The following is a 23,124-nucleotide window of genomic DNA, read 5'->3' as shown; positions in this document are numbered from 1 at the left end:
AAGGTTGAACTGTATGGATTGTGCAGCAAGATGTCGGGTTCAGCAGTCCGGATCAACCGTCTCTACATGAACTGCAACATAACTGAAAGCGGAGTTAACCTGGTCTTAAAGTTTGGTTTCAGAGACTGCAAATCGAAAAAACCAGGGTTTATATTATTAGCAAGGAGCTAAAAGCTCCGGTCTGAGATCGAAAGATCAATCCACGTTAAATAGGAGGTTAAGCATCGATTTAGCGTCTGATTCGATTTCGTCTAAGACAGCAGCATCTCATCAGGTTTTTGATATTTTCCTGTCGTGAAAGCTGGGAGCACTGCAATTAAGTATCGCGCCAGTTTAGATAGTTGATTCCGATACGAACGCAACTCCAAATAGTCTCTAAGAAAAAGAGGAAGAATACTTCCAAAAACCGCTCTAGGTGCTGCTGTCACTGTTTCAAAGAACACCTAGAAGGTCAAAATCACTTCAAAGCAGCTATTGCGCCTCCGCAGTAGCTGCTTTTTGGCGTAGGGCAAAACTGCGATGCCGGTCACCCCAACTAATTGATTTGAGCCCCACACCGAGCTGATTGACGCTCAGCTTCACGGCTTGAACCCTTGACGAGTTGTATACTCCCCTGATGCCAGAATGCGATCGCGATGGTACAGAATAAAACCAAAGCAAACATTTCTTAGTACAGCCATAAACATTGATTTTATTCGCCCACAAGGAAGGTATTTGCCCCTATATTAGTAATCAAGGAGCAGTTAGCTCCGAGTTCGAAAGACAAACTAGGCCACGTTAAATAGGAGGTTGAATATCGATTTAGCGTCTGATTTAGTTTCATCAAAGACAGCAGCATCCAAGCAAGTTTTTGATATTTCCTCTCATTAAAAAGCTGAGAGCCATGAAGTAAGTGTTGGTTTCTTACTCTTCTAAGGAGACACACTGAAACATCTCTAAAAAAGCTAAACCGAGCATGAGGAAATCACTCAATTATCTGAATTGGATGCTGCTGTCGTATGTTTAGGCTTTAGATTAAGTGACACTCAGTTGCTGGATTGAGAGGCTGAGAATTCTCGGCACACATCCCCAATTCGCTCAGCATTACGGGTTTCCAATGGTATGTGGCAGAATTTGACTTCGGGTTAGTGGCCCGCTCTGACCAATGATTGGATTTGCCAGTTGAGAACGCATTTGGCGCTTCAAGTTCTTGGTTGTAGCGATGCGTTTGTGTTTTGCCAGATTGTGTGATTTCGATGAAACAGAGGTGGCGATCGCCTCACAATACTTGGGGCACAATGCCGTCGGCTTTGGCTAGCCCAGCGCACCGTTGCCTGAACAAGCTTTTGAGCGAAATCGATCGCCGGGTATTGACCCCACCCGAGTCAGGATAATCGAGGCTGCGGCGGACGCAATCGCGCAGGCTGTTGATGCGTCCTGCGTAGGTGGCCCACAGCGCCGCGAGTTCGGGTCGCTGCTGAAGAATTTGTCGCCGCGATCGTCGAAACGCCGCCAACGAAATGTCAGCCCGCTCAAACAGTGCTTGATGCTGATAGTAGAACGCCTCGACTTGGGGACGGAGGGTGCCCTCGGGGGGGTGGGTAATAATCAGGTCGAAGCCGCCCTGAGCCATGATTTTGTTGAACGCAAAGCCCCAGTGTAGGGGGTGTAATGCGGCCACATCGGCGGGAGTCAGTAGCCGTTTACGGGCACGACCAGTGGCCTGGGGCTCTTTGACGACAATACCGAGTTGGCGACTCCAGGTGGCAAACAGCAGGTCGTTGAGTTTTTGCTGGGCGGCATCGTTGACGGTTGCAATGCGATCGCGCAAAAACTCCCGTTGCACATAGTCGGGAATGCCGCCTTCGGCTCCCATGGCTTGGGTTTGAGCGCGGTAATGCTCAATGCGAATCTGGATTTCCGCCAGGGTGTCGCGATAACTGGCGGCAGCCAGGGGCTGCAAGAGGTTGCCTTGTAAGATGGTTTCGCTCTCGGCCTCAGCGGGCGATCGCTTGGGGGCGATTTGGTCAAAGCTTTCCGCATCCACCCGGATAAAGCCCACCAGGGCATTCCCCATGACGATGTTGAAATCGAGATCGGGCAGTAGGGGGAGTGGCTTCTCAGCAGGGAGGGTAGCCAGGAGGCGGAGCCAGAGTTGGGTTTGCGTGACCGCGATCGCTTCAGGCCGCAGATCCACACCGTAGAGACTTTGAGTGATGATTTGCCGCGTCCAGAACCACTGCGGCGGACAGTCGTGATTTTGGAGCGATCGCACCCAATCTTGCAAAGCTGGATGGCTGGACGTTTGGGCATAGTCCCAGCAGCTTTGGTAAACCGTTTGCAAGCGTTCTAGCGTCATCAGCAAAAAGCGTCCAGAACCGCAGGCCGGATCGAGCATGGAGAGGTTGGGCAAAACGGTGGCAATGAGCTGCTGACAGCGATCGTCCGTCAGTGTGGATAAGAGTTCCGTCAGTTCTGTGGCTGGCTCCGACGTCGGGAAAGCGATGGCCTGGACAATCTGTTGATCCACCGTTTGCTGAGCGATCGCGCACAACTGGGCAGTCGAAGTTGCAGTGGCTTTTGCTCCGGGGACGGTTAGCAAAGCTTCCCACGCTTGGGCCAATGCCTCCCGCGTAATCGCATTGTCCGCAAGGGCCGTTGTGGGGAGGTCTGGATCACTCTCCAGAGATTGGCGCTGCCAGGTTTGCTCAGCGAGCCACCCCAACAGCTTCTCCATGATTTCGTCGGGCACATCGAGCTGCGGATGTTGCTGTTCTAGGGGATGCGGCGTGAATAAGCGGCAGCCCAAATAAGGCAAAGTTCCCAGGCGTTGACTCAGGGCTTTGGGCAGTTCTACCGCTGGCAAGCTCAAGCCCTGATGACACAGCGGTTGGAAAAATGACTGAAAAAAACTGCTTTGACTGTCTGACGGCTGGCGGCCTAGCTGATTGTGCAAATACCAGCGATCGCCCCCGGCTAAAAAACCGCCGACTTGTAGGTCATAAACCAGCACCAAGCGACACAACAGCACATGGGCCAACTGCCGTCGCGCTGCCGGGTCAGAGACACCGCTCAAGGTATTGGCTAACTGGCTGTGGTAATTCGAGAGCACTGAGACCAGCGTCTGAGGACCAAGCTCCATGGGTTACGAACTCGGCGATTGGCCTTGCTGAATATTATCGACGTATTTTTTAAACCGCTTCAAGTCTGCCTTCAACGTGCTTTCCACCAGACGGCCAATGATCAAGTTATCCATCAGCTTGCCGATGAAGCTTGGGATCGAATAAGCCACGGTCAATTTCACCGCGCTTTTTTCTTTGTGATCGTAAAAGCGAATCCCGCCCCGATTGGGCAGCCCATCTACCGCTTCCCATTGAATGAGCTGATAAGGGACTAGTTTCGTCACTCGAGATAGCCAGGTAAATTCAAACCCAGCGGAGGCCAGTTTCCAACGGGACAAGTCAGGATCTTCCTCCAGAATATTGACGGAGTCGATCCACTTCATCCATTTGGGCATCTGTTCCAGGTCAGACCAGAGCTCCCATGTCAGCTGCACTGGGGCATCGACCTCGACCAAGACACTATGTTCTAGCCAGTCACTCATGGGTTATCTCATGCGCTCCAAAATGGCCTGGGCAGCTTGCTTCCCAGACAGGGTTGCCCCCTCCATACTATCGATATAGTCCTGTTGCGTATAACTTCCCGCCAAAAAGAAGTTATCGACCGGGGTGACTTGGCTCGGCCGGTAGGGGTCCATGCCCGGACCTTCGCGATAAAGCGACTGGGCTAACTTGACCACACTCGACCAAGTCATATTGAGTTCGCGGGACGAGGGAAAGAGGTCGTGCACTTGCTTGAGGACGTGTTGAGCGATCGCCTCGTTATTCTCCTTGATGAACGGATCGCCAGGGGTCAGCACACACTGCAACAGCGAGCCCTCGCCCTCACGGTAGTAGTCGGTGGGGCTAGTCAGCGCCAAATCGGCAAAGCACGAGAAATCGGCATCAGGAGTGTAAAGCAAATTGTCTAACCCCGTCGGCGTATCAATTTGCTTCATCGCTGCTGGATTTTGCAGCTCCGTCACCCAGCCATCAAAGCGCAATTGAACCGTGGCAACCGGCACCGCATCCAGCTTGTAGATATTGTCGAACTCGGGCCAGCGCCGCCACACCTCGGGCAGCAGCCGCTTAATGCCGGGGACATCACAGGCCGCAACATAAACATCTGCCGTCACGGTTTCAGTCTCATCGCCGTTCGCGATCGCTAATCCCGTCACGTGGGTCGCGTTGCCACTGTCAGCAAACAACACTTCCCGCACGCTGCGCCGCGTATGGACCTTGGCGCCCCGCTCCGTCAAATAGTTCAGAATCGGCTTATGCAAAAATTCGTCGGGCGAGCCTTCCAACATGCGCAGCACCGACGCTTCACTTTTCGCCGCGAAGAACATGAAGATCGTCAACATGCAGCGGGCGGAAATGTTTTCGGTGTCGATAAAGCCGAGCGCATAGGCGATCGGATTCCACATGCGCTTGAGACTGCCATTCGAGCCGCCGTGCTTGCGAAACCAGTCCGCAAAGCTGATGCGATCCAGCTCTCGAATCACCCTCATCGCCCCCTCGAAATCCACCAAGCCGCGCACGATGGGACTGGTGCCGAGGGCGATCGCATTCATCGCCTTATCGGCCACTGAGAGCTGCGAAGTCGTGAAGAACGCCTTCAGGCCATTAAATGGCGCGCCCGTGATAAACCGAAAATCGAGTTCGCCCGTTTGACCGCCACGATTCACGAACGTGTGGGTGTGCTCTTTGAGGCGCAAATGCTGGAAGGCATCGACCCGCTGCATCAGCGCAAACAGGTTGTAATAGCAGCCAAAAAAGACATGCAACCCCATCTCGACATGGTTGCCATCCTTATCAACCCAGCTACCCACTTTGCCGCCGACAAAAGGGCGACTCTCAAAAATTTCGACCTCGTGGCCCGCATCGGCCAACTCCACCGCTGTGGATAAACCAGCCAAGCCTGCCCCAACAATCGCAACTCGCATGCGTCGTGACGTGTCCTTTATGAAGATAACTTTACGTATTTTAATGGTCGGCGGCAGCTTATGGGGAGGAATGGGGAATTACCACTGCGGCTGGAAGGGGATCGCTTGCGCAGAAGGGCGGAGGAGCAGGGGAGCTTCTTCCAGTTAAATCTCTCAGCTCACCTTCCATGAGAATCAAAACCGTTTCGTGCCTAAGCTCACCCACTCAGCCACCCAGCTACCCTCACACCCAGACACCCAAGCCCTTCGGGCAGGCTCCGCCAACACACCCAACCACTCTCACACCCAAACACCCAACTACTCCCAATCCAGGGCATAGCTCATTTGCAGCGGCGGAATGTTCAGTTCCTCGGGGGTTTTCAAACAGGTTTCAAAAAACGCGACGGTCTCTTTGGGGCCGGGTCGGCCTTTGGCGGCACCAGTCACGCCGGACGCAATCATGACGCCACAAACACCGTTACTGGCCTCGCACCAATTTTGCCACTGGGTGAGCAACCCGCTGTCGTGGGCATCCTGCATCAAAAATTCAATAAAGAGATGAAAGTCGCCATCGCCAGTGTGTAACAGCCCGAGTTGCAAGGTGTCGCCAGACATGGGATCACTGCCGGGATTAAAACAGACCGCCTCGATGCCCTGGGCAGCTTCTAACTGAGAGGCGAGCTTTTTGGCCTTGGGCCGCGATGTCTGGATGGCGACCACCGGCATCATCTCACTAGCGTTGGATTTGCCGCGACTCCGATCGCTCCGAGGTTGCCGTACGCCATCGAGCACTTGGTTGGGCAAGCGGGTCAGCAACACCATCGAGCCTTCGGGCACGTAGTCATCCCGAAAGCGGGGCAGATCAAAGGACGGCAGACTCGCGTCTCGTTCACCCAACCCTTCGGCGATCGCCAGTTGGGCCGTAATATCGGGGCACGTGGAAATTTTGACCGTCAACTGGGCTTTATCTAACGGGTTCCGCAGTTTGTAGGTATTGACGAGGTCAGGAAAATCGGCAACACTCAGCGCTTCGTCGTGAGCCTTAAAGAAGCGGTTGAGTCCTTCTAAGCACACTCGCAGGGCGGCCGCTTCTTCTAGCTCTAAGGTGTGTCGCAAGCCCTCGAGCGGGTGTAAACTACCAAACTCAGGAATCACTTCGGACGGTGCCGTTTGCATCCACGGCAGAGGCAATAGGGGGGCGGCGGTCTCGTCGCGTACCAGTTCAAAATTGAGAAACAGGCAGTCTTGGGACAGAAACGCCTGTTGCATTTGGCGCGTCGTCAAGTTGCTCTCAGTGGCCGTTTTGCGAAACTGCGTTAGGGAGTCGAGGGAGCGATAAATCAGCAGTCCGTACTCTAAGCCCGCCATGCCCAGCACTGAGACGTACAGCGTGCCAAGGTTCCACTGGTTCAACTCGATTTGGAGAATTTGGTCATCTCCCAAATGATTCCACGGGGCGTTATCCCAGAGTTGCTGAGCTTGTTGGTTCAGAGCGGCTTCCCAATCCGGAGGCAAAGGCGATTCGGCCAAGTCGTCGGGCTGCTGCAAGCTCTCAAAGATCTCATCAATGATGGGCAGCACTTCGGCGTAATCCACAGTGATATCGAGGTCTTGCAAAGCCCCCCGCAAAAAAAAGTGAATCTCGCGATCGCACACCACGAGTTTTTGCGGTCGCCCCGGTGGCATCGCCCCTTGGGGATGTTCCATCGCTTGCAGCAGCGTTCTCACCACCGCTTCATGTCCAGTATCGGCGGGAATAATTGTCACCGCCCGCAATACCCCCTCGGTGCCATCGACCCAAATGATGCAGTCGCTGGCTTCGTCGGCATCGTCATCGGAACCGCCCCCGTCATAGCCAAACGCATCCAACATGCCCTCCGAGATCGGACGGCGATCGCCCTCCCACACCACCGGCTGCTTGGGCAACCGCTGCAATCGAGCACACGTAAAAGGGCTGAGAGAATACATAGGGGCTGATGAACAAATCCTTGATAGATGGTTGTAGCAAAAAGCGCTCAGGCATCGAGCAAATACCAGCACTCCTTAACACAAGTCAATCTTGGCGCGGCTACGGGTTTTAATCTTAAAGACCGACGGGTCCACTTTTCAGCAGATGCCCACAGATCACGGTAAAAATTATCCAAAAGTTTACGGCGACCCCGTGAGAGCCCTGCGCATTTGTAAGTTTGTAAGCAAGATGCCGCTGCCACTGTTTGTTTGTCTGGCGACGGGTTCTCACCAACGTGGGCTCTAAATCTGCTCTAAATCCATCATTAAATAATTATTAATCCTGTCTTGATAGCGTGCGCCCAGAGCCGTTGTGGAGACGAGGACGAGGAGGAAGGGTCATGGAAGGGGCGCAGATTTTGCTCACCGCTGGACTGCTGTTGCTGCTGGGAGATTTTGTCGCAACGTTTGGTTACCACGTGCCAGAGCATGTGTTTGGCAAATTTCATGGTCTGGTACACCATAGTCCCCGCCGCAGTTTTGTCTGCTATGCCATCCAGCATCGCCAGCCGATCGCGCTGATCGATGGGTTTTTGAGTGCGTTCCCCTATTTTGTGTTCATTCCGTGGCTGTGGACCCTTTCGCCTTGGGGCGTGGGCTTAGGGCTGGGGTTGGCCGAGTTGCACGTGATTTGGCGGCACCGGTTTTCTCCCCCCCGGCCACGCCCCGTGTGGTTGACGAAACTGTGCTGGGCATTCGGTATCACCACGCCAGAACGCCACCAGATTCATCACCAGAACGGTAACCGGGCCTTTGGCGATATTTTCGCGTTTTATGGGCGACCCGCTGAGTGGTGGCTGAAGTATTTGCGCTCACTCAAAAAGCGCTACCGGGCAACCTGCCGATAGCGCTTTGGGGATGCGGCTGACCGCCCTGAACGTCGGCGATCGCCAACCACTGCCGCCGCGGCCTTTACCATCTACTCCCTTTACAAAGGATTGGACTTGACCGGCGCGGGCGGCTTGACCCGAGGCTTATCCGCGTTGCGAGTCGGGCGGCTGGGGCGATCGCCCCCATCCCCCCGTCGATTCCGTCGAGGGAACCCGCCGCCACGACCGCCTTGCTTTTTCTTCTTCGGGGGCACCATGCGAATGGGGCGACCATCGGTCATGACCAGCTTTTCGCCCTGGCGCTCCACCTCAAATTCCCAAAAGTACCCGACAGTCTTGCCCGCGATCGCGCCAAACACATGCACCTTAAATGCTTTGGGTCCCTTGCCAGAGCGCTTCGATCCTTGCACGATTTTGACGAGAATCGTCTCCGTATCTTCGTCATAGGCCAACACCTCACCGCGCACAGAGAAGTAATTTTCTGAGGGCAGGGTCGCCGCTGCGTCGCTATCAGCCACTGCAGTTTCCGGCTCGTCAGTGGCCGCGTCCGCTTCGGCGTCATCGGAGCCGTCTTCCGTTTTGGGATTTTCGCCCGGTAACCCCAAGGTATCCGGCTCCCAAACCCCCACAATTTGCAGGTGCAAGCTACTTTCTTCTTCGGCATCGGCGTCGTATTCGGTCGCCTGACGAGTGCGGGGATAAACCACCCATAAGTGAGGTTTTTCTAGATCAATATGCTTTTTGATCAGGCTGGTGACGCGCCCCAGCAAGACTGAATCGATCTGAGTGGTGCCGTCATCAGCCACAATATTGCCGCGATTGAGCTGCTCTTCCGAGGGTTGGTAAACCCCTCGCACAAGCCCGATCGCGCGATACTGCATCGGTTCACTCGGCGGCGCAATGGGGTGCAGCGACGACTTAGTCTCAGGCACACTGGGAGCCGGCTCGGCAGTCACCACGGTGGACGCCGCCGGAGTTTCCAGGGCTGGAGCAGGCGAGGCGGGCTGATGCGCCGATGGCGGCGTGGCAGCAGGACGGGGCGGCGGCTTACGCAGAGAAGGACGTTTGGGCGGGCCATTCAAGGGTTGGCTCTGGTCGGGCGCTGATGCTTTTGGGGGCGTATTCTCCGCTGCACTCATGGGTCTTCGGATCCTCCTGAACCTGAACACTCCCACCGAAATTGCTGGCTGCGTGGGGGTTATTCCCTCAAGGTTAACACCGCCGTTTCTATCCCGCGAGATCCTTGCCAGTCTGCCGTCTAATTAGGTGGGAAATGGCTATTAAGCCACTACGTTTAATAAATGTTTCCGATAGCGTAAGGGACAAATCAGCACGCTTTTGCTGGAGTGGCGGGAGATTTGTCATTTCTTCATTGATTTTTATACGGTCATGGGACAAGGATTGCCAAATGAAGGCGCTAAGATGAGCAGGTTGAATTCGGGATCTCGCTTGTGGCTGTAAAGCGCAACCGTTGGTTAGTCATCAGTGTCCTAGTGGTGGCCGTGGGGGCTTTTTTGGCCTTATCGGTGTTGCCTTTCTTAACCGCTGGTGGCGATCGCTCCTCTACTGCTACCTCCACGAGCAATGCCTCGCCCGAGGTCAACGATGCCCAAGCCGAACTCGAAGCCCGCGCCAAGGGCTATGAATTGGTGCTGGAACGGGAGCCCGATAACCAAACCGCGATCGAAGGCTTAGTGGATGCCCGCATTCAACTCGGCGATTTAGAGGGCGTGGTGGAGCCGCTGGAAAAATTAGCGGAATTGAACCCCAACACCCCCGAATATCGCGTCTTGCTGGGGCAAACCAAACAGAGCATTGGCGACTTAGATGGCGCAGCGGATGAATTTCGCACGGTGCTCGATCAGCGGCCCGGCGAGATGAATGCCCTCCAGGGTCTCACCGCCCTCTTGTTGCAACAGGAACGTCCCCAGGCCGCCGTCGGGTTGCTGCAAGACACGCTGCAGTCTGCGCCCCAGATTAATGAAGTAACGCCCGGCGCCGTGGATGTCGGGTCAGTCCAACTCTTGCTGGCTCAGGTCTACGTGGAAGAGGGCGACATTGACGAAGCGCTGCGGGTTTATGACGACGCCATTGACGCTGCCCCTGAAGACTTTCGCCCCGTCTTAGCCAAGGCACTGGTCTTGCGCGATGCGGGTCGCGAACCGGACGCCGTGGTGTTATTCCGGCAGGCGGAGGAACTCGCCCCCGCCCAGTTCAAAGATCAGGTGCGGCAACTGTCGAGCAATCAAGAGGCTACGCCCGAAGGTGAGGCGATCGCCCCTGACGAGTCTGCTGCTCCTACCGAACCATCCGAGCCCGCTGCACCGGAGTCAGAGGAAACCGACGACGAGTTTATCGACTAGGGAATGGGGAATTTGATCTCAGTGTGAACAGCCGTCTCGGCTGTCTCAGTTTGGCGCCAACACGCTCATTCAGAACTGAATCCCCTCCTGGGAGGGGCGAAGGGGTGGGTCGGCCCTGTACTCAAGGGGGGTAAACCCACCCTGCCCTGCGGGCACCCCTCCAGTGGAGGGGATCTTGCGGAACGCTAAACAGATACTCTCGGCTGTTCAAGGTCCGGCCAAAAGGCCGCCTGAGCATACTGGGATTTTATAAAATCCGGATTTCTAACCACCTCTATTCCGGCGCAGCCAGAAAGACACCGAGCCCGTTATGGACCCGCCCCACCGTGCTGCCGTGGCGATTGATCAGGGTGCCGCCAAGGTAAAGGCTGGTGGAATTGCCGCCATCCAAATTCAGGGCATCCGTTGCTCCGAGTTGCCGCATGATTTCGGCGGCTTCGCGCAGGGTGGGGCCGCGTCCCCCCGGACTGAAATGAATGGCGACGAGCATGAGGTTGCCGTCGGGAGTGACGCCGATCGCACTTCTGGGAGCCGCCTGCGCCGCAAAGGCCGCACTGAATCCTTCCGCTTGGGCATTGGCGACAATCTGACCGTTTTGCACTAACACGGGGCCGCCACCGATCGCCGAGGGAAAATTCGCAAAGTTCGGCGGTCGCAGATCAGGCGTTAGCGCCACAGTGGTGCCCACGGGCAAGGATTGGGCCGCGGAGTTAAACGATCGCAATGCCAGCAAATAGCCCTGCGGTGGAATGGGGTAAGTACCTGTACCCGCCCCACCAGCAGGCGTTTGCCGGGTGACCCGATTTCCTTCCACAGTAATGAGCAATTCGCCATCCACAATCGGGGTATAGGTGCGGCCCCAGGCAGTGGTATACAAGCCGATGCCCGCCTGCACATAGCCACTGTTGATGTGGTTCACCGTGAGGGATTGGCCTTGCTGGGTGGTGAGGGTGTGAGCCAGGGAGAGGCGACTGAGGGTGAATTGACGCTGGGCATTCCAGGCGATCGCCCCCCGCCCCAAAATGGGTCCCGAGATCCACTGACCATCGCGGCGAATCGCGCCCAGCGGCAGTTGATTGTTGCGGTTAAAGAATCCCGCATTGATAGCGACGTAAGCTTGAGCATTCTCAGCCATCGTTTTGAGCGGGGTGATGCCGGGGAGCTGGGCGGGATTGCCCCAAATCGGCATCAATTGGGTACGGTCGCTGAGGCTGAGCCAGATTTGGTGCACCGGAAATGCGCGATCGCCCACCCTCAAATACTGCTGCTTCCACAACACGCCGGGAGCCCAGCGAATTTCTCGCGGCACGACATCGGTCTGGCTGATGTCAATCACAATGCGATTGGGATTGGGCAAGCTCCACACCCGGGGGCGCGAGGTGCTGTCAAAGGTGCCCCTAATTTGAATTTGTCCCCCACTGGTCGTCACGGTCAGAGAGTTGAGTTCATTGCCCTCGCCGGTGGTCAGCGCAGCGGGATCAAAGGCGGCCCCGGCCTGGGCCTGAATCGTCAGCGTAAAAGCGGTAGCGTCTTCGTCAAAGCTCCACAACACAGGGCGATCTACATCCAACACCAAGCGATCGCCCCAGGTTTGTTTGCCGCGCCGTCCCGCCATCACAGTGCCAGTCGGCGCTTGAATCCGCAAATTGTTGCCATCGGGCACCAGATGCCAGCCGCGTTGCGCCGCCCAGGCCGTCAAATCGAGATAGCGATAGCCCTGACTGAACCAGGTGGAGACGAAGTCGGCGTCATCCGAAAACCAGACCAGGGGCTGCTGATCGGCTGTGGTGCTGTTTTGCAGATCAAGCCCCAAATGACTCATCAACGGGAGATCGGCCAACCCGATGCGATCGCCCCGCTGTTCCCACGGAATGGGGACGGTGGTGTTGCCCAGGGTGACGCTAGTGCCCTGGGCTTGGGTCGGTAATTGGGCGACTGCCGGCACTAGTTTGGGCACGGCTTGATTTTGTTCCGCCGAGAGCGCGCTGGAGGCTGCTTCGACCACGATAGCCACGCCCAAAGACAGGCTCACGAGGCTCACTCCCAAGATCGAGCTCATCCAGGGGCCAAGCTCTTTCCAAAACGGTTTTCCAGGCATTGTTATCGGCATACTCCGCGCTCCTGTGGGTATCGGTCGGTGTTCGCCCCTCGTAAGTTCCGCAAAAGCGTAATCAGTCACACAGCAAACGCTGTTCGTTTTCCGGCACACTAGGGATCTTTAATAGCGGTTGCGATCGCTGTCTGGGACGCCATATTTTGGCTTCAGGGTTGACCATCGCGATACTCTGCACCATGCCAGAATAGGCAGTATAATCATCAACCCAGGCCCATGATAGAAATAAATCATGAAGCCTTGGATTGATTTAAAACCAGCCTGCGTCTGAGCGGGCAGCGGCAGTACTGAAACGCTAACAGCCTGGTTAATTTAAGGGGTTTGATCGCCTGCAGGCCAATGGCAACGTTTGGGGTTTAGGCTAAAAAACTAGCCAGAACCATCTTGTCGCCGCAATCGACGCTTGATCCGGAACTTTACGCACGGCGCCTGACGTCAGCCACTGTTTCGGGTATGACCGAGTCGCTTGAGGCGACTGTTTTCGTTGACATCACACTTTTTGAGCCGTCTCATGGGGAATACACCGTTGAACCAACACCCGTCCACCCAACATCCAACCCACAGCATGCTGCAATGGGGGCCGCGCGCCATTGTCGAGGAGCGTGATGCCTGTGGCGTTGGATTTGTGGCGGATCAGCAAGGTCGCCCCAGTTTTAAGCTGGTGCAGCAGGCCCTGAACGCCCTGGGCTGTATGGAGCATCGGGGTGGGTGTTGTGCCGATCGCGATTCCGGCGACGGGGCGGGGGTGATGACGGCCATTCCCTGGGCGCTGTTGCAAGCCTGGGCCACCGAACAGGGCATTGAAACGACCCTGGCGGCGGAGAAGACCGGGGTGGCGATGGTCTTTTTGCCGATGCATGAGGAAGCCGCCGCGATCGCCCGTGACCTCTTTGAAACAGCCGCTAAAGCGGAAGATTTCACCGTACTGGGATGGCGTGAGGTACCCGTTAAAGCTGACGTGCTAGGCGTGTTGGCCAAGCAAAATCAGCCCCACATTGAGCAGCTGCTAGTCGAGTGCAACCATGCCAGCGGTGATGAACTGGAGCGGGAACTCTTCCGTCTGCGCCGCCGCATTTTCCGCGTCCTGCATGACTGGTCAGGGGATGCCGCGATCGCTGCCGCCCTCAAAGATACCTACACCTGCTCCTTCTCCTCCCGCACGATTGTGTACAAAGGCATGGTGCGATCTGAGGTGCTGAGCCAGTTTTATCTGGATTTACAGAATCCCGACTACATCAGTCCCTTCGCTATTTATCACCGTCGCTTTAGCACCAACACCATGCCGAAGTGGCCCTTGGCGCACCCCATGCGGTTGGTCGGCCACAACGGCGAAATCAATACTCTCGTCGGCAACATTAACTGGATGAGGGCGCGGGAGGCCGACCTGGCCAACCCCATTTGGAAGGGGCACATCGCAGAACTGCTGCCCATCGTGAATATGGACAACAGCGACTCCGCCAACCTGGACGGGGTGATGGAACTGCTGGTGCGATCGGGCCGCAGTCCGTTAGAAGCGCTGATGATCATGGTGCCGGAAGCCTATCGTAATCAGCCAGACCTAGAGCAGTATCCCGAAATTACCGATTTCTACGACTTCCACAGTGGTTTGCAAGAGCCCTGGGATGGTCCGGCCCTGATTGCGTTTGGCGATGGCAAGCAAGTCGCCGCCGCGCTAGACCGCAACGGGTTGCGCCCGGCTCGCTACATCATCACCTCGGACGGGTTAATCATCGTCTCTTCTGAAGCGGGCGTCGTCGATGTGCCCGTCGAGACCATTGTGGAAAAAGGTCGCCTCGGCCCCGGTCAGATGATCGCAGTGGACTTCGAGACCCACGAAATCCTCAAAAACTGGGATATCAAACAGCGCATCGCCGCCCAGCAGCCCTACGGTGAATGGCTGGCCCAGTATCGCCAATCCATTCAGCCCCAGCTCTTTGCGGAAGACGCCACCCTGGAAAGCGCCACCCTCTTGCAGCAGCAAACCGCCTTTGGCTACACCGCCGAAGACGTGGACATGATCATTCAAGACATGGCCGCCCAGGGCAAAGAACCCACCTTCTGCATGGGCGACGACATTCCCCTGGCAGTGCTTTCCACCAAGGCGCACCTGCTGTACGACTATTTCAAGCAGCGGTTTGCCCAGGTAACCAACCCCCCGATCGATCCCCTGCGGGAGCGGTTGGTGATGTCGCTGGAAACGCAACTGGGCAAGCGCGGCAACCTGCTGGAAGAACATGCCGAGTACGCTCGGTTGCTGAAGCTAGAATCTCCGGTGTTGAACGAGATTGAACTGGAGCAGGTGCAGAAGTCGGACTTTCCGACGACGACGATTTCGACGTTGTACGACGTGAAGGGCGGTCCGGATGGTCTGAAGCAGGCGATCGCGGCCCTCTGCGATCGCGTCGATGCCGCTGTCAAAGCCGGAAGCGAAATCATTGTGCTCAGCGATCGCGTGGATGCTGACGGCAATCCCTGCACCCTGACTGCCGACATGACCTACATTCCGCCGCTGGTCGCGACCGGAGCCGTTCACCACCACCTGATCCGCGCCGGCCTGCGGATGCGAGCTTCCATCGTGGTGGACACCGCCCAATGCTGGAGCACCCATCACTTTGCTTGCCTGGTCGGCTATGGCGCGAGTGCCGTGTGTCCTTACCTGGCGCTGGAATCGGTGCGTCACTGGTGGCACGACAGCCGCACCCAAAAGCTGATGGAAACGGGCAAAATCGAGCGCGTGACGCTGAATGGAGCCCAAGCAAATTATCGCAAAGCGGTCGAGAACGGCCTGCTGAAAATTCTCTCCAAGATGGGGATCTCGCTGATCACCAGCTACCAGGGCGCACAGATTTTTGAAGCAGTGGGCATTGGTGCGGATCTGCTGGAAACTGCTTTCTGGGGCACCACCTCTCGCCTGGGTGGCCTGACCCTGGCGGATCTAGCCCAGGAAACTAATGTGTTCCACCAAAAGGCTTTCCCAGAACTCGGCGGCAAGCGCCTGGAAAACATGGGCTTTGTGAAGGCGATGCCCAAGGGCGAGTACCACATGAATACGCCTGCCCTGACCAAAGCGCTGCACAAGGCGCTGGAGTCGAAAGAATACGACCACTACGAGGTCTACAAAGCGCAGCTCGAAGGGCGCACCCCCACGGCCTTGCGGGATCTGCTGGATCTGACCAGCGATCGCACACCTGTTCCCATTGACGAGGTGGAATCCGCTGCCAGCATCATGGAGCGGTTCTGCACCGGGGGCATGTCCCTCGGAGCGCTATCCCAGGAGGCTCACGAAGTGCTGGCGATCGCCATGAACCGTATTGGCGGCAAGTCGAACTCTGGCGAGGGCGGCGAAGATCCGAAGCGCTTCAAAGTGCTGAAGAACGTGGATGCAGAAGGGCGCTCCGAACTGTACCCGAACCTGAAAGGGTTGCGGGACGGGGATACCGCCAGCTCCGCCATCAAGCAGGTGGCGTCGGGTCGCTTTGGCGTGACGCCTGAGTACCTGATGCACGCCAAGCAAATCGAAATCAAGATGGCCCAGGGCGCGAAGCCCGGTGAAGGGGGGCAACTTCCCGGTAAGAAGGTGAGCCCCTACATTGCGATGCTGCGGCGCTCCAAGCCCGGTGTGCCCCTGATTTCGCCACCGCCCCACCACGACATCTATTCCATTGAGGATCTGGCACAGCTAATCTTTGACCTGCACCAGATCAATCCCAAAGCGGGGGTTTCGGTGAAGCTGGTGGCGGAAATCGGCATCGGCACCATTGCTGCGGGAGTTGCCAAAGCCAACGCCGACGTGATTCAAATTTCCGGTCACGATGGCGGCACGGGCGCATCGCCCCTCAGCTCCATCAAGCACGCCGGACTGCCCTGGGAACTGGGTCTCACCGAGGTTCACAAGGTGCTGATGGCGAATCAGCTGCGCGATCGCGTCCTGCTGCGGGTCGACGGTGGCCTGAAGACCGGCTGGGATGTGATCATGGGTGCCCTCATGGGCGCAGAAGAGTACGGCTTCGGCTCCATCGCCATGATCGCCGAGGGCTGCATCATGGCGCGGGTCTGCCACACCAACAACTGCCCCGTCGGCGTCGCCACCCAGAAGGAAGAACTGCGGAAGCGCTTCACCGGCATTCCCGAGCATGTGGTGAACTTCTTCTACTTTGTGGCGGAAGAAGTGCGATCGCTGCTGGCGCGGCTGGGTTTCCGTTCGCTGAACGAGATCATTGGCCGCACCGACCTGCTGCAGCCCCGCGACGGCGTGAAGCTAACCAAGACCGACTCCCTCACCCTGGCTACCCTGCTAGATCTGCCCGACGTGTCCACTGACCGTACCTGGCTCGATCACGGCGGTGTCCACAGCAACGGTCCAGTGCTGGACGACGAGATGCTGGCGGATGCCGACATTCAAGCGGCGATCGCCCATCACGGCACCGTCCAGAAAACCTTCAAGGTGATCAACACCGATCGCACCGTGGGAGCGCGGGTGTCGGGGGCGATCGCCGAGCAGTACGGCAACAGCGGCTTCGAGGGCCAGCTCGACCTGACCTTTGAAGGCAGCGTTGGCCAGAGCTTTGGCGCATTCAACCTGCCCGGCATGACTCTGACCCTAATCGGGGAAGCCAACGACTATGTAGGCAAGGGGATGCACGGTGGCGAAATCGTCATCAAGCCCTTCCCCGGCGTCACTTACGATCCCTCGGAAAATGTGATTCTGGGCAACACCTGTCTGTACGGCTCCACGGGCGGGACGCTGTACGCCCAGGGCATCGCGGGCGAGCGCTTTGCGGTGCGCAACTCCCTCGGTCAAGCGGTCATCGAAGGGGCAGGCGACCACTGCTGTGAGTACATGACCGGTGGTGTCGTGGTCGTCCTCGGTCATGTCGGGCGCAATGTCGGCGCGGGCATGACCGGCGGTCTCGCCTACTTCCTCGATGAGGCGGGCAACTTCCCCACTCGGGTGAATCCGGAAATCGTGAAGGTGCAGCGGGTGATCACCGAGGCCGGAGCGGCGCAGCTCAAGGCGATGATTACGGCCCACGCTGAGCGCACTGGCAGTGCCAAAGCGGCTAAGATTCTGGCGGATTGGGACACCTACTTGCCAAAATTCTGGCAGGTGGTGCCGCCGTCTGAGGCCGACACGCCGCTGGCGAATCCCGACGCCGTCGCTGAAGACAAAGTGCTGAGTTCCGTCTAGGGATTGTCTCTGAAAAGAGCCCCCTGAGGGGACGGTTCCCCGATCTCAGCCCAGTTAATGTAACGGGCACAGCAGGGAACCGTCCCCTTTGCCGCACCTGCTGATGGCGCGTGGCGCGATCGCGTTGCCGAGTCTCGTTTGGGTTGAACAGACAACCTGCCAACAACAACGACAGCGCACAGAACGAGCACTGCGTCGTGGGCGTTGAAGAGGGAACAGCGGCGATGCCGACCGCAATCAGCATTCGGGTCGCTATCGTTGATCCAACTGACGTTCGGCCACCTGTCGAATCAGGCTAAACTGCTGAAACATTTGTCCCCAGTCATTCGAGGGTACTCGCAGGCGTTGGAGCATATCCGCTACTCCATACACACCGCCAGGGGTGAATAGCCAAAACTGGACTAAGTCTGGTTGATCGGGGAGAGCCTGATCAGGCAAAGGAGAAGCATTCGGTAGCACCGTCTGCGCGAGTTGCAGAATCGTCTGGGCCGCCTCTGCGACCTGTGGTTCACTCCCAAGGCCGATGACTGCGCCCCCCGGCGTCGGAAAGAAGGAAGCCTCACCGCTGAGCCAGGCAGTCATGGAGATGGCCCACAGTTGCGACGTAGACGAGTCCAACATGCCCATATCCATCAACACCCCATAGACGCGATCGCGCTCATCACTAGTGCCACCAGCCTGTTCGGGCGATCGGGTAAATATCTCTTGACGCCAGCGTTCATAGTCTGACGTCATGACCAGGCCAATGCCCTGACCACTAGGCAGGTTAGACGGCGCATTAGTTGCGGAAGTAGCGGAATGGGTCGTCCTTAGAAAATCATGAATGGTTCGGTAAGCGGCATTGACGCTGTCGCCATCGTGAGAATACAGCAACGTTTGCGGGGCCTGACCTGGAGCCACAAACTGGAGGCTATAGAACCATTGGGTACCCTCGTTGCCATTGGCTTTTTGACGGCGACGTTGGCGGGTGACAACGCTGACATCTTGCAACGTGGACAGCGGCAACTGCCACTGTTGGGTGCCCCAGAGGGTTTTGCGATCGCACCGCAGCTGATCCGCGCCCCGATCCAGCGTGAGCACTTCCGACTTGCACTCATCATTGAGCATCGTTCCCCCCAAGAAGCCGAAAAGTCCCACAATAAATAAGAGGGGAATATTGACGGCCCCCGCCAAGATCGCCAGGCCGAGGCCCACGACTACGACGCTCAACAAGCCGATGGGCAGCATCAACCGTTGACGCTCAACGACGCTTTGTAGCCGTAGTTCTGAAGTCGTTTGGCTCACAATTTGCATGGGGCGATGGGGGTGACCGTAAAATTTAGAACTTAATGTATCACTGAAAGGATGACGGGTAATGCGGCCCTTTTGAGTGCGACTCATTAGTCCCCGTTAGAGGGCTTGACATCACCCGGTTTGAGCCTGGTGCTACAACTCCGGTCGGTTGCCCAACACTGCCTGCACCTGCGGCCACAGGATCGGGTCATTTTGGTACAGGCCCAACGCCTCCAGGGCCGCTGCGGCATCCGGTTTGGGGGCGTCGGCGAGGAGTTGCAGCAGCCACTGAATCGCGTCCTCGCGGCGCAGCATGGCGATCGCCAACAAGCCCGTTGGTCGCAGTTCCCGATGGGTGGTACGCTGCCACCAGTCCCGTAGCACCGGAAACGCTTCGGGCAATCGCGACTCGCCCAACACCAGAGCGATGACCTCCGCCGTCTCAATCGCGGCCCGATCATCTGATGCCCTGCGCCCTGCTTCCAGAAACTCAGCCGCCAGGGGCATTCCCCGTTCCACTGAAAGCTGTAACAGCGCCGACAGGCATTCCCCCAGCACCGTGGGCATGTCACCGACCTTGATGCGCAATCGCAGCAATGCCACCCCCAACGGATTTTCGCTGTAGGCGATCGCCCGCGCCGCCCCAATCCGTGCCTCCGGTTCCGAGTCGGCCAGCAGATCCGCCAGCTCCACCATCACGTCGGGATAGTTCATCCGCACGAGGCCCAGAGCGCAGAGGCCCCGCAGCTTAGGAGCCGTATCCACCTGGCCACCCCACACGGGCTCCGGCTGCAAATGGCGAATGCCCTGGAGAAACAGGTCCGCGTCTCGATGCTCCAAACGGTACAGACACTCCGCGATCGCCGCCTTGGCTCGACATCCCGGATCGCGATCGCCCGCTTTTTCCATCAGCCAGTGGAAGCGATCGACGAGCGGCGGGATCAGAGCGTAAATCTCGCTGGTGCTGACCAGATTGGCGGCCTGAGCGATCGCGATGCTGTGCTGGCTGCCAATCACCGCCGTCAGTGTTGCCACCCCCGCCGCCGAGGTCGGGTCCGCCCGGACCGCGTTCAGCTTTGCCGTTAATGCTTCTAGTTTCCGAGACTTCGCCATAACTCGCCCTTGGCCTCAGCACTTCTCAGAATAACCATTGCCCCTCTGCCCCTCTGCCCCTCTGCTCCGTTGCCCCCTTGCCCTTGGACTGTTTAGTGGCACCCTCCAAGCTCGCAAAAGTGGCACAGTCCAGGCTCGCAAAATATAGTAGTAGCAGAATTTTTTGTTGCTGGCCCGACACCCTCTGGACTATGCCCGATTCCCCCGCCCCAGAGTCTTACGCATACGACGTGTTTATCTCTTACAGTACCCAGGACAAGGATTGGGTGCGGGGCGAACTGCTCAGACGACTGGAAGACGCAAAGCTCCGGGTCTGCATTGACTACCGGGACTTTGAACGGGGAGCCCCGACGCTAGAGGAAATTGAACGAGCGGCAAATACCAGCCGTAAGACGCTCCTCGTCTTAACGCCCAATTACTTGGAAAGTGACTGGACATTGTTTGAGCGGTATTTGCTGCAAACTAAGGATCCTGTGAATCGTAAACGCAGGCTGTTACCGCTGTTAAAAGAGCCCTGTGAGCTGCCAACCAGCATCGATTTCCTGACCTACATCGATTTTGCGACCCCGGACGACATTATCTTTGCCTGGACGCAACTGTTCACCGCTTTGGGAAAATCCCCACAACCTATAGCCGCTGATCAATCACCAACCCCGAGTGGCTGGTTACTGGCACACCCCTATGGCATGCCGCCAAACTTTACGGGGCGACAGGCGGAGCTGGGGCTACTGGATGAGTGGCTGGCGGGGGAGAGTACCCCGGCGCTGTTGGTGTTGCGGGCGCTGGGGGGCTTTGGCAAGAGTGCGCTGACGTGGTGTTGGCTGACGGAGCGGGTAGCGGCGGGGCAGTGGCCGCAGGTGGTGTGGTGGAGCTTTTATGAAACGTCGGCGAGCTTTGACGCTTTTTTATACGAGACGCTGGGATATTTGACGGGGCGGGAGCCGGGACCGAGCAAGCGGGAGCAGTTGAATGAACTGTTGAGGCTGGTTCAGGAGCGGCGGGTGCTGCTGGTGCTGGATGGGTTTGAGCGGGAGTTGCGGGCGTATAGCGGCATGGGGGCGGCGTATCAGGGGGATGAGCCTGCGGATCCCACCCTTCGGGAAGAGCCAAGCTCTACCTCCCCTCTCCCAGTTTTGGGAGAGGGGCCGGGGGTGAGGGCTGACTCGGGGCGGGACTGTGTGAATCCGTTGGCGGAGGATTTTTTGCGGGGGGTGGCGAGTTTGCCGGGGGTGCGGGGCCGGGTGCTGATGTCGACGCGGCTGCGGCCACGGGCGGTGGAAATCTCGTCGCGGGAAGTGCTGCAGGGCTGTCGGGAGGTGGAGCTGACGCAGCTGCAGCCGGAGGATGCGGTGGCGTTTTTCTGGAAGCAGGGGATTCGGGGGACGCGGGCAGAGATTGCACAGATTTGTGGGGCGTATGGCTATCACCCGCTGAGTTTGCGGCTGCTGGCGGGTTTCATTTTGGATGATTTTGAATATCCGGGAGATGTGAAGGCGGCGGCGAGCCTGGATTTGACGGGGGATCTGGTGCAGCGGCGGAATCATGTGCTGGCGCGATCGTATGAGAATTTGTCGGAGGCGGCGCGGCAGCTATTGGGGCGGATTGCCTGTTTTCGGGGGCCGGTGCAAATTGTCGTGCTGGCGCAGGTGGGGCAATTTGGGGATGCCGTAGGGGCGCACGGCCGTGCGCCCCTACAGAAATTGTTGCGGGATTTGGTGACGCGGGGGCTGTTGCAGTTTGATGGGCCGACGCGGCGGTTTGACCTGCACCCGATTGTGCGGCGCTATGCCTATGACCGCATGGCGAGGCCCGAGCGCACGGCAGCCCATGCGCAACTGCGAGACTACTTTGAGGCGGTGCCGCAACCGGAGCGGGTGGGGACGATGGCGGATCTGGAGCCGGTGATTGAGCTGTATCACCATATGGTGCGAGCAGGGCAGTATGACGAGGCGCAGAGACTGTTTCAAGAGCGTCTTGATCAGCCTACCTATTACCAACTTGGAGCCTACCAGCTTCAGATCGAATTACTGAGAGCCCTATTTCCTGACGGAGAAAACTGCCTTCCGAAATTAAGTAATGAAGGCTCCTGTAGTAGAACCTTAAACGACTTAGCCTGTGTCTACAGCTTCAGCGGTCAGCCTGAGAGGGCGGTGCCGTTGTTTGAGCAGGCAACAGAAATTTATGAGCGGCGGGAGGATAAGGGAAATTGGGCGATCGCCCTCGGCAACCTGGCTCACATGGCGCAACTCCCCATCGGTGCCCTCCAAGCTGCAGAGGCCAACCTGCGCCGCCGCATCGCCCTCTGCCAGGAGATTGAGGATGAGTTCAGGGAGGCGATCGCTCACCAAGAACTGGGCCGACTGCTAACCTACCGAGGCAATTGGGCCGAATCCGCCACTGAGCTCGACCAAGCGCTGGCGATATTCGAGCAGCAGAGCTACGTTCAGGGTCAGGGTATTATCTGGGCTTACCGTGCCCTCGCTGCCCTGCTCAAGGAGCGGGCGGGGGAAGCATCTGCTGCGGCTACGGCATTGGCCGCCGCCCAGCGCGCCCTCGACCTCGCCGATGAAACGGCCCGCACTCAATTTCCGTATGAGCGAGACTACGTGCGATCGCACTGGCTGCTGGGGGCGGCCCACCGCTTCAATGGCGACCGGGCCCAGAGCGACACCCACCTCAGCGAGGCTCTCACCCGCTGCCGCACCATTAATGCAATTTATGACGAAGCCGATATTCTGCTCGATCTGGCGCGGTTGCGGGCCGCGCAGGGGCAGGGTGACGCGGCGCTACGGCTGGCCCAGGAGGCGCTGCTGATTACGGAGCGCACCGGCTACAGTCTGCAAGGGGCGGATGTGCGGCTATTTTTGGGGCAGCAGGCGTTGCAGCAGGGCGATAGGGCGGCGGCGTTGGGGCACGCGCGGCAGGCGCGGGAGCTGGCAAGCTGTGATGGCGGCGAGTATGTGTATCGCGTGGCGTTTGATGAGGCGGGGGCGTTGTTGCGGGAGTTGGGAGAGAGGGTGGGGGAGTAGCAGGGTATGAGGGTGGCTGGGTGGTTGGGTGATGGGATCGGTGAGGTGGGTGAAGTGGGTGGGGGTAGTCGGTGGGATGGGTGGCGGTTTGTCGGCACGGGCGTCCCGCCCGTCAGGCCCGCTATGAGTAACTTCAACCAAGGTGAAGCTGGAGTTTTGCGTGTTCGGGAAAACCTCACCTAACCTCACCTTGCAAAGGAGAGGAAC

At 57.8% G+C, this 23,124-nt stretch carries 12 protein-coding genes; 4 read left to right on the top strand and 8 right to left on the bottom strand.

Annotated features, from left to right (window positions below):
• Positions 1 to 1,258: 1,258 nt before the first annotated feature.
• The 4 genes from DYY88_RS20390 to DYY88_RS20375 all read right to left on the bottom strand — a co-directional run bounded on the left by DYY88_RS20390 (position 1,259) and on the right by DYY88_RS20375 (position 6,970).
• Positions 1,259 to 3,121 carry a DNA methyltransferase gene (locus DYY88_RS20390; protein WP_039727186.1) on the bottom strand — a complete coding sequence of 621 codons (1,863 nt, stop codon included), beginning with the start codon at positions 3,119 to 3,121 and terminating at the stop codon, positions 1,259 to 1,261.
• Positions 3,122 to 3,124: 3 nt separating this feature from the next.
• Entirely contained in the window at positions 3,125 to 3,556 is a 432-nt protein-coding gene (locus DYY88_RS20385; protein ID WP_367889314.1) for an SRPBCC family protein, read from the bottom strand.
• Positions 3,557 to 3,586: 30 nt separating this feature from the next.
• Entirely contained in the window at positions 3,587 to 5,023 is a 1,437-nt protein-coding gene (zds, locus tag DYY88_RS20380) for a 9,9'-di-cis-zeta-carotene desaturase (RefSeq protein ID WP_039727183.1), read from the bottom strand.
• A 297-nt stretch (positions 5,024 to 5,320) separates the two neighbouring features.
• A complete protein-coding gene (locus DYY88_RS20375; RefSeq protein ID WP_039727181.1) occupies positions 5,321 to 6,970 on the bottom strand; it encodes a DUF6930 domain-containing protein in 1,650 nt (549 codons plus the stop codon).
• A 380-nt stretch (positions 6,971 to 7,350) separates the two neighbouring features.
• Between DYY88_RS20375 and DYY88_RS20370 the strand changes: the two genes are divergently transcribed.
• Positions 7,351 to 7,857, top strand: a complete 507-nt coding sequence (locus DYY88_RS20370; RefSeq protein ID WP_039727180.1) for a sterol desaturase family protein — start codon at positions 7,351 to 7,353, stop codon at positions 7,855 to 7,857.
• 80 nt (positions 7,858 to 7,937) lie between these two features.
• Here the strand turns inward: DYY88_RS20370 and patR are convergent, their stop codons facing one another.
• Positions 7,938 to 8,978 (bottom strand): heterocyst master regulator PatR, encoded by a 1,041-nt coding sequence (patR, locus tag DYY88_RS20365; RefSeq protein ID WP_052288445.1) that lies wholly within the window; start codon positions 8,976 to 8,978, stop codon positions 7,938 to 7,940.
• Positions 8,979 to 9,290: 312 nt separating this feature from the next.
• Here patR and DYY88_RS20360 point away from each other — a divergent pair, with 312 nt between their 5' ends.
• Positions 9,291 to 10,202 carry a tetratricopeptide repeat protein gene (locus DYY88_RS20360; protein WP_039727178.1) on the top strand — a complete coding sequence of 304 codons (912 nt, stop codon included), beginning with the start codon at positions 9,291 to 9,293 and terminating at the stop codon, positions 10,200 to 10,202.
• Between the two features lie 274 nt (positions 10,203 to 10,476).
• Here the strand turns inward: DYY88_RS20360 and DYY88_RS20355 are convergent, their stop codons facing one another.
• Positions 10,477 to 12,234: a phosphodiester glycosidase family protein gene (locus DYY88_RS20355; protein WP_160299554.1), complete on the bottom strand. Its 1,758-nt coding sequence runs from the start codon at positions 12,232 to 12,234 to the stop codon at positions 10,477 to 10,479.
• Positions 12,235 to 12,826: 592 nt separating this feature from the next.
• Between DYY88_RS20355 and DYY88_RS20350 the strand changes: the two genes are divergently transcribed.
• A complete protein-coding gene (locus DYY88_RS20350) occupies positions 12,827 to 17,503 on the top strand; it encodes a glutamate synthase-related protein (RefSeq protein WP_039727172.1) in 4,677 nt (1,558 codons plus the stop codon).
• A gap of 252 nt (positions 17,504 to 17,755) precedes the next feature.
• On the opposite strand, the gene DYY88_RS20345 is transcribed toward DYY88_RS20350, so the two are convergent.
• Both DYY88_RS20345 and DYY88_RS20340 read right to left on the bottom strand, forming a co-directional pair.
• On the bottom strand, positions 17,756 to 18,796 hold the full coding sequence (locus tag DYY88_RS20345) for a hypothetical protein (RefSeq protein WP_152624676.1): 1,041 nt from the start codon (positions 18,794 to 18,796) through the stop codon (positions 17,756 to 17,758).
• Between the two features lie 132 nt (positions 18,797 to 18,928).
• Complete coding sequence (locus DYY88_RS20340) at positions 18,929 to 19,888, bottom strand: HEAT repeat domain-containing protein (RefSeq protein WP_039727170.1); 960 nt, start codon at positions 19,886 to 19,888, stop codon at positions 18,929 to 18,931.
• Between the two features lie 191 nt (positions 19,889 to 20,079).
• Here DYY88_RS20340 and DYY88_RS20335 point away from each other — a divergent pair, with 191 nt between their 5' ends.
• Entirely contained in the window at positions 20,080 to 22,917 is a 2,838-nt protein-coding gene (locus DYY88_RS20335) for a TIR domain-containing protein (RefSeq protein WP_039727168.1), read from the top strand.
• Positions 22,918 to 23,124: the final 207 nt, after the last annotated feature.

Source organism: Leptolyngbya iicbica LK (genome assembly GCF_004212215.1).
Lineage (GTDB): Bacteria > Cyanobacteriota > Cyanobacteriia > Phormidesmidales > Phormidesmidaceae > Halomicronema > Halomicronema iicbica.
The sequence above is the reverse complement of the archived record's forward strand: the minus strand, read 5'-3'. Positions and strand labels throughout refer to the sequence as shown.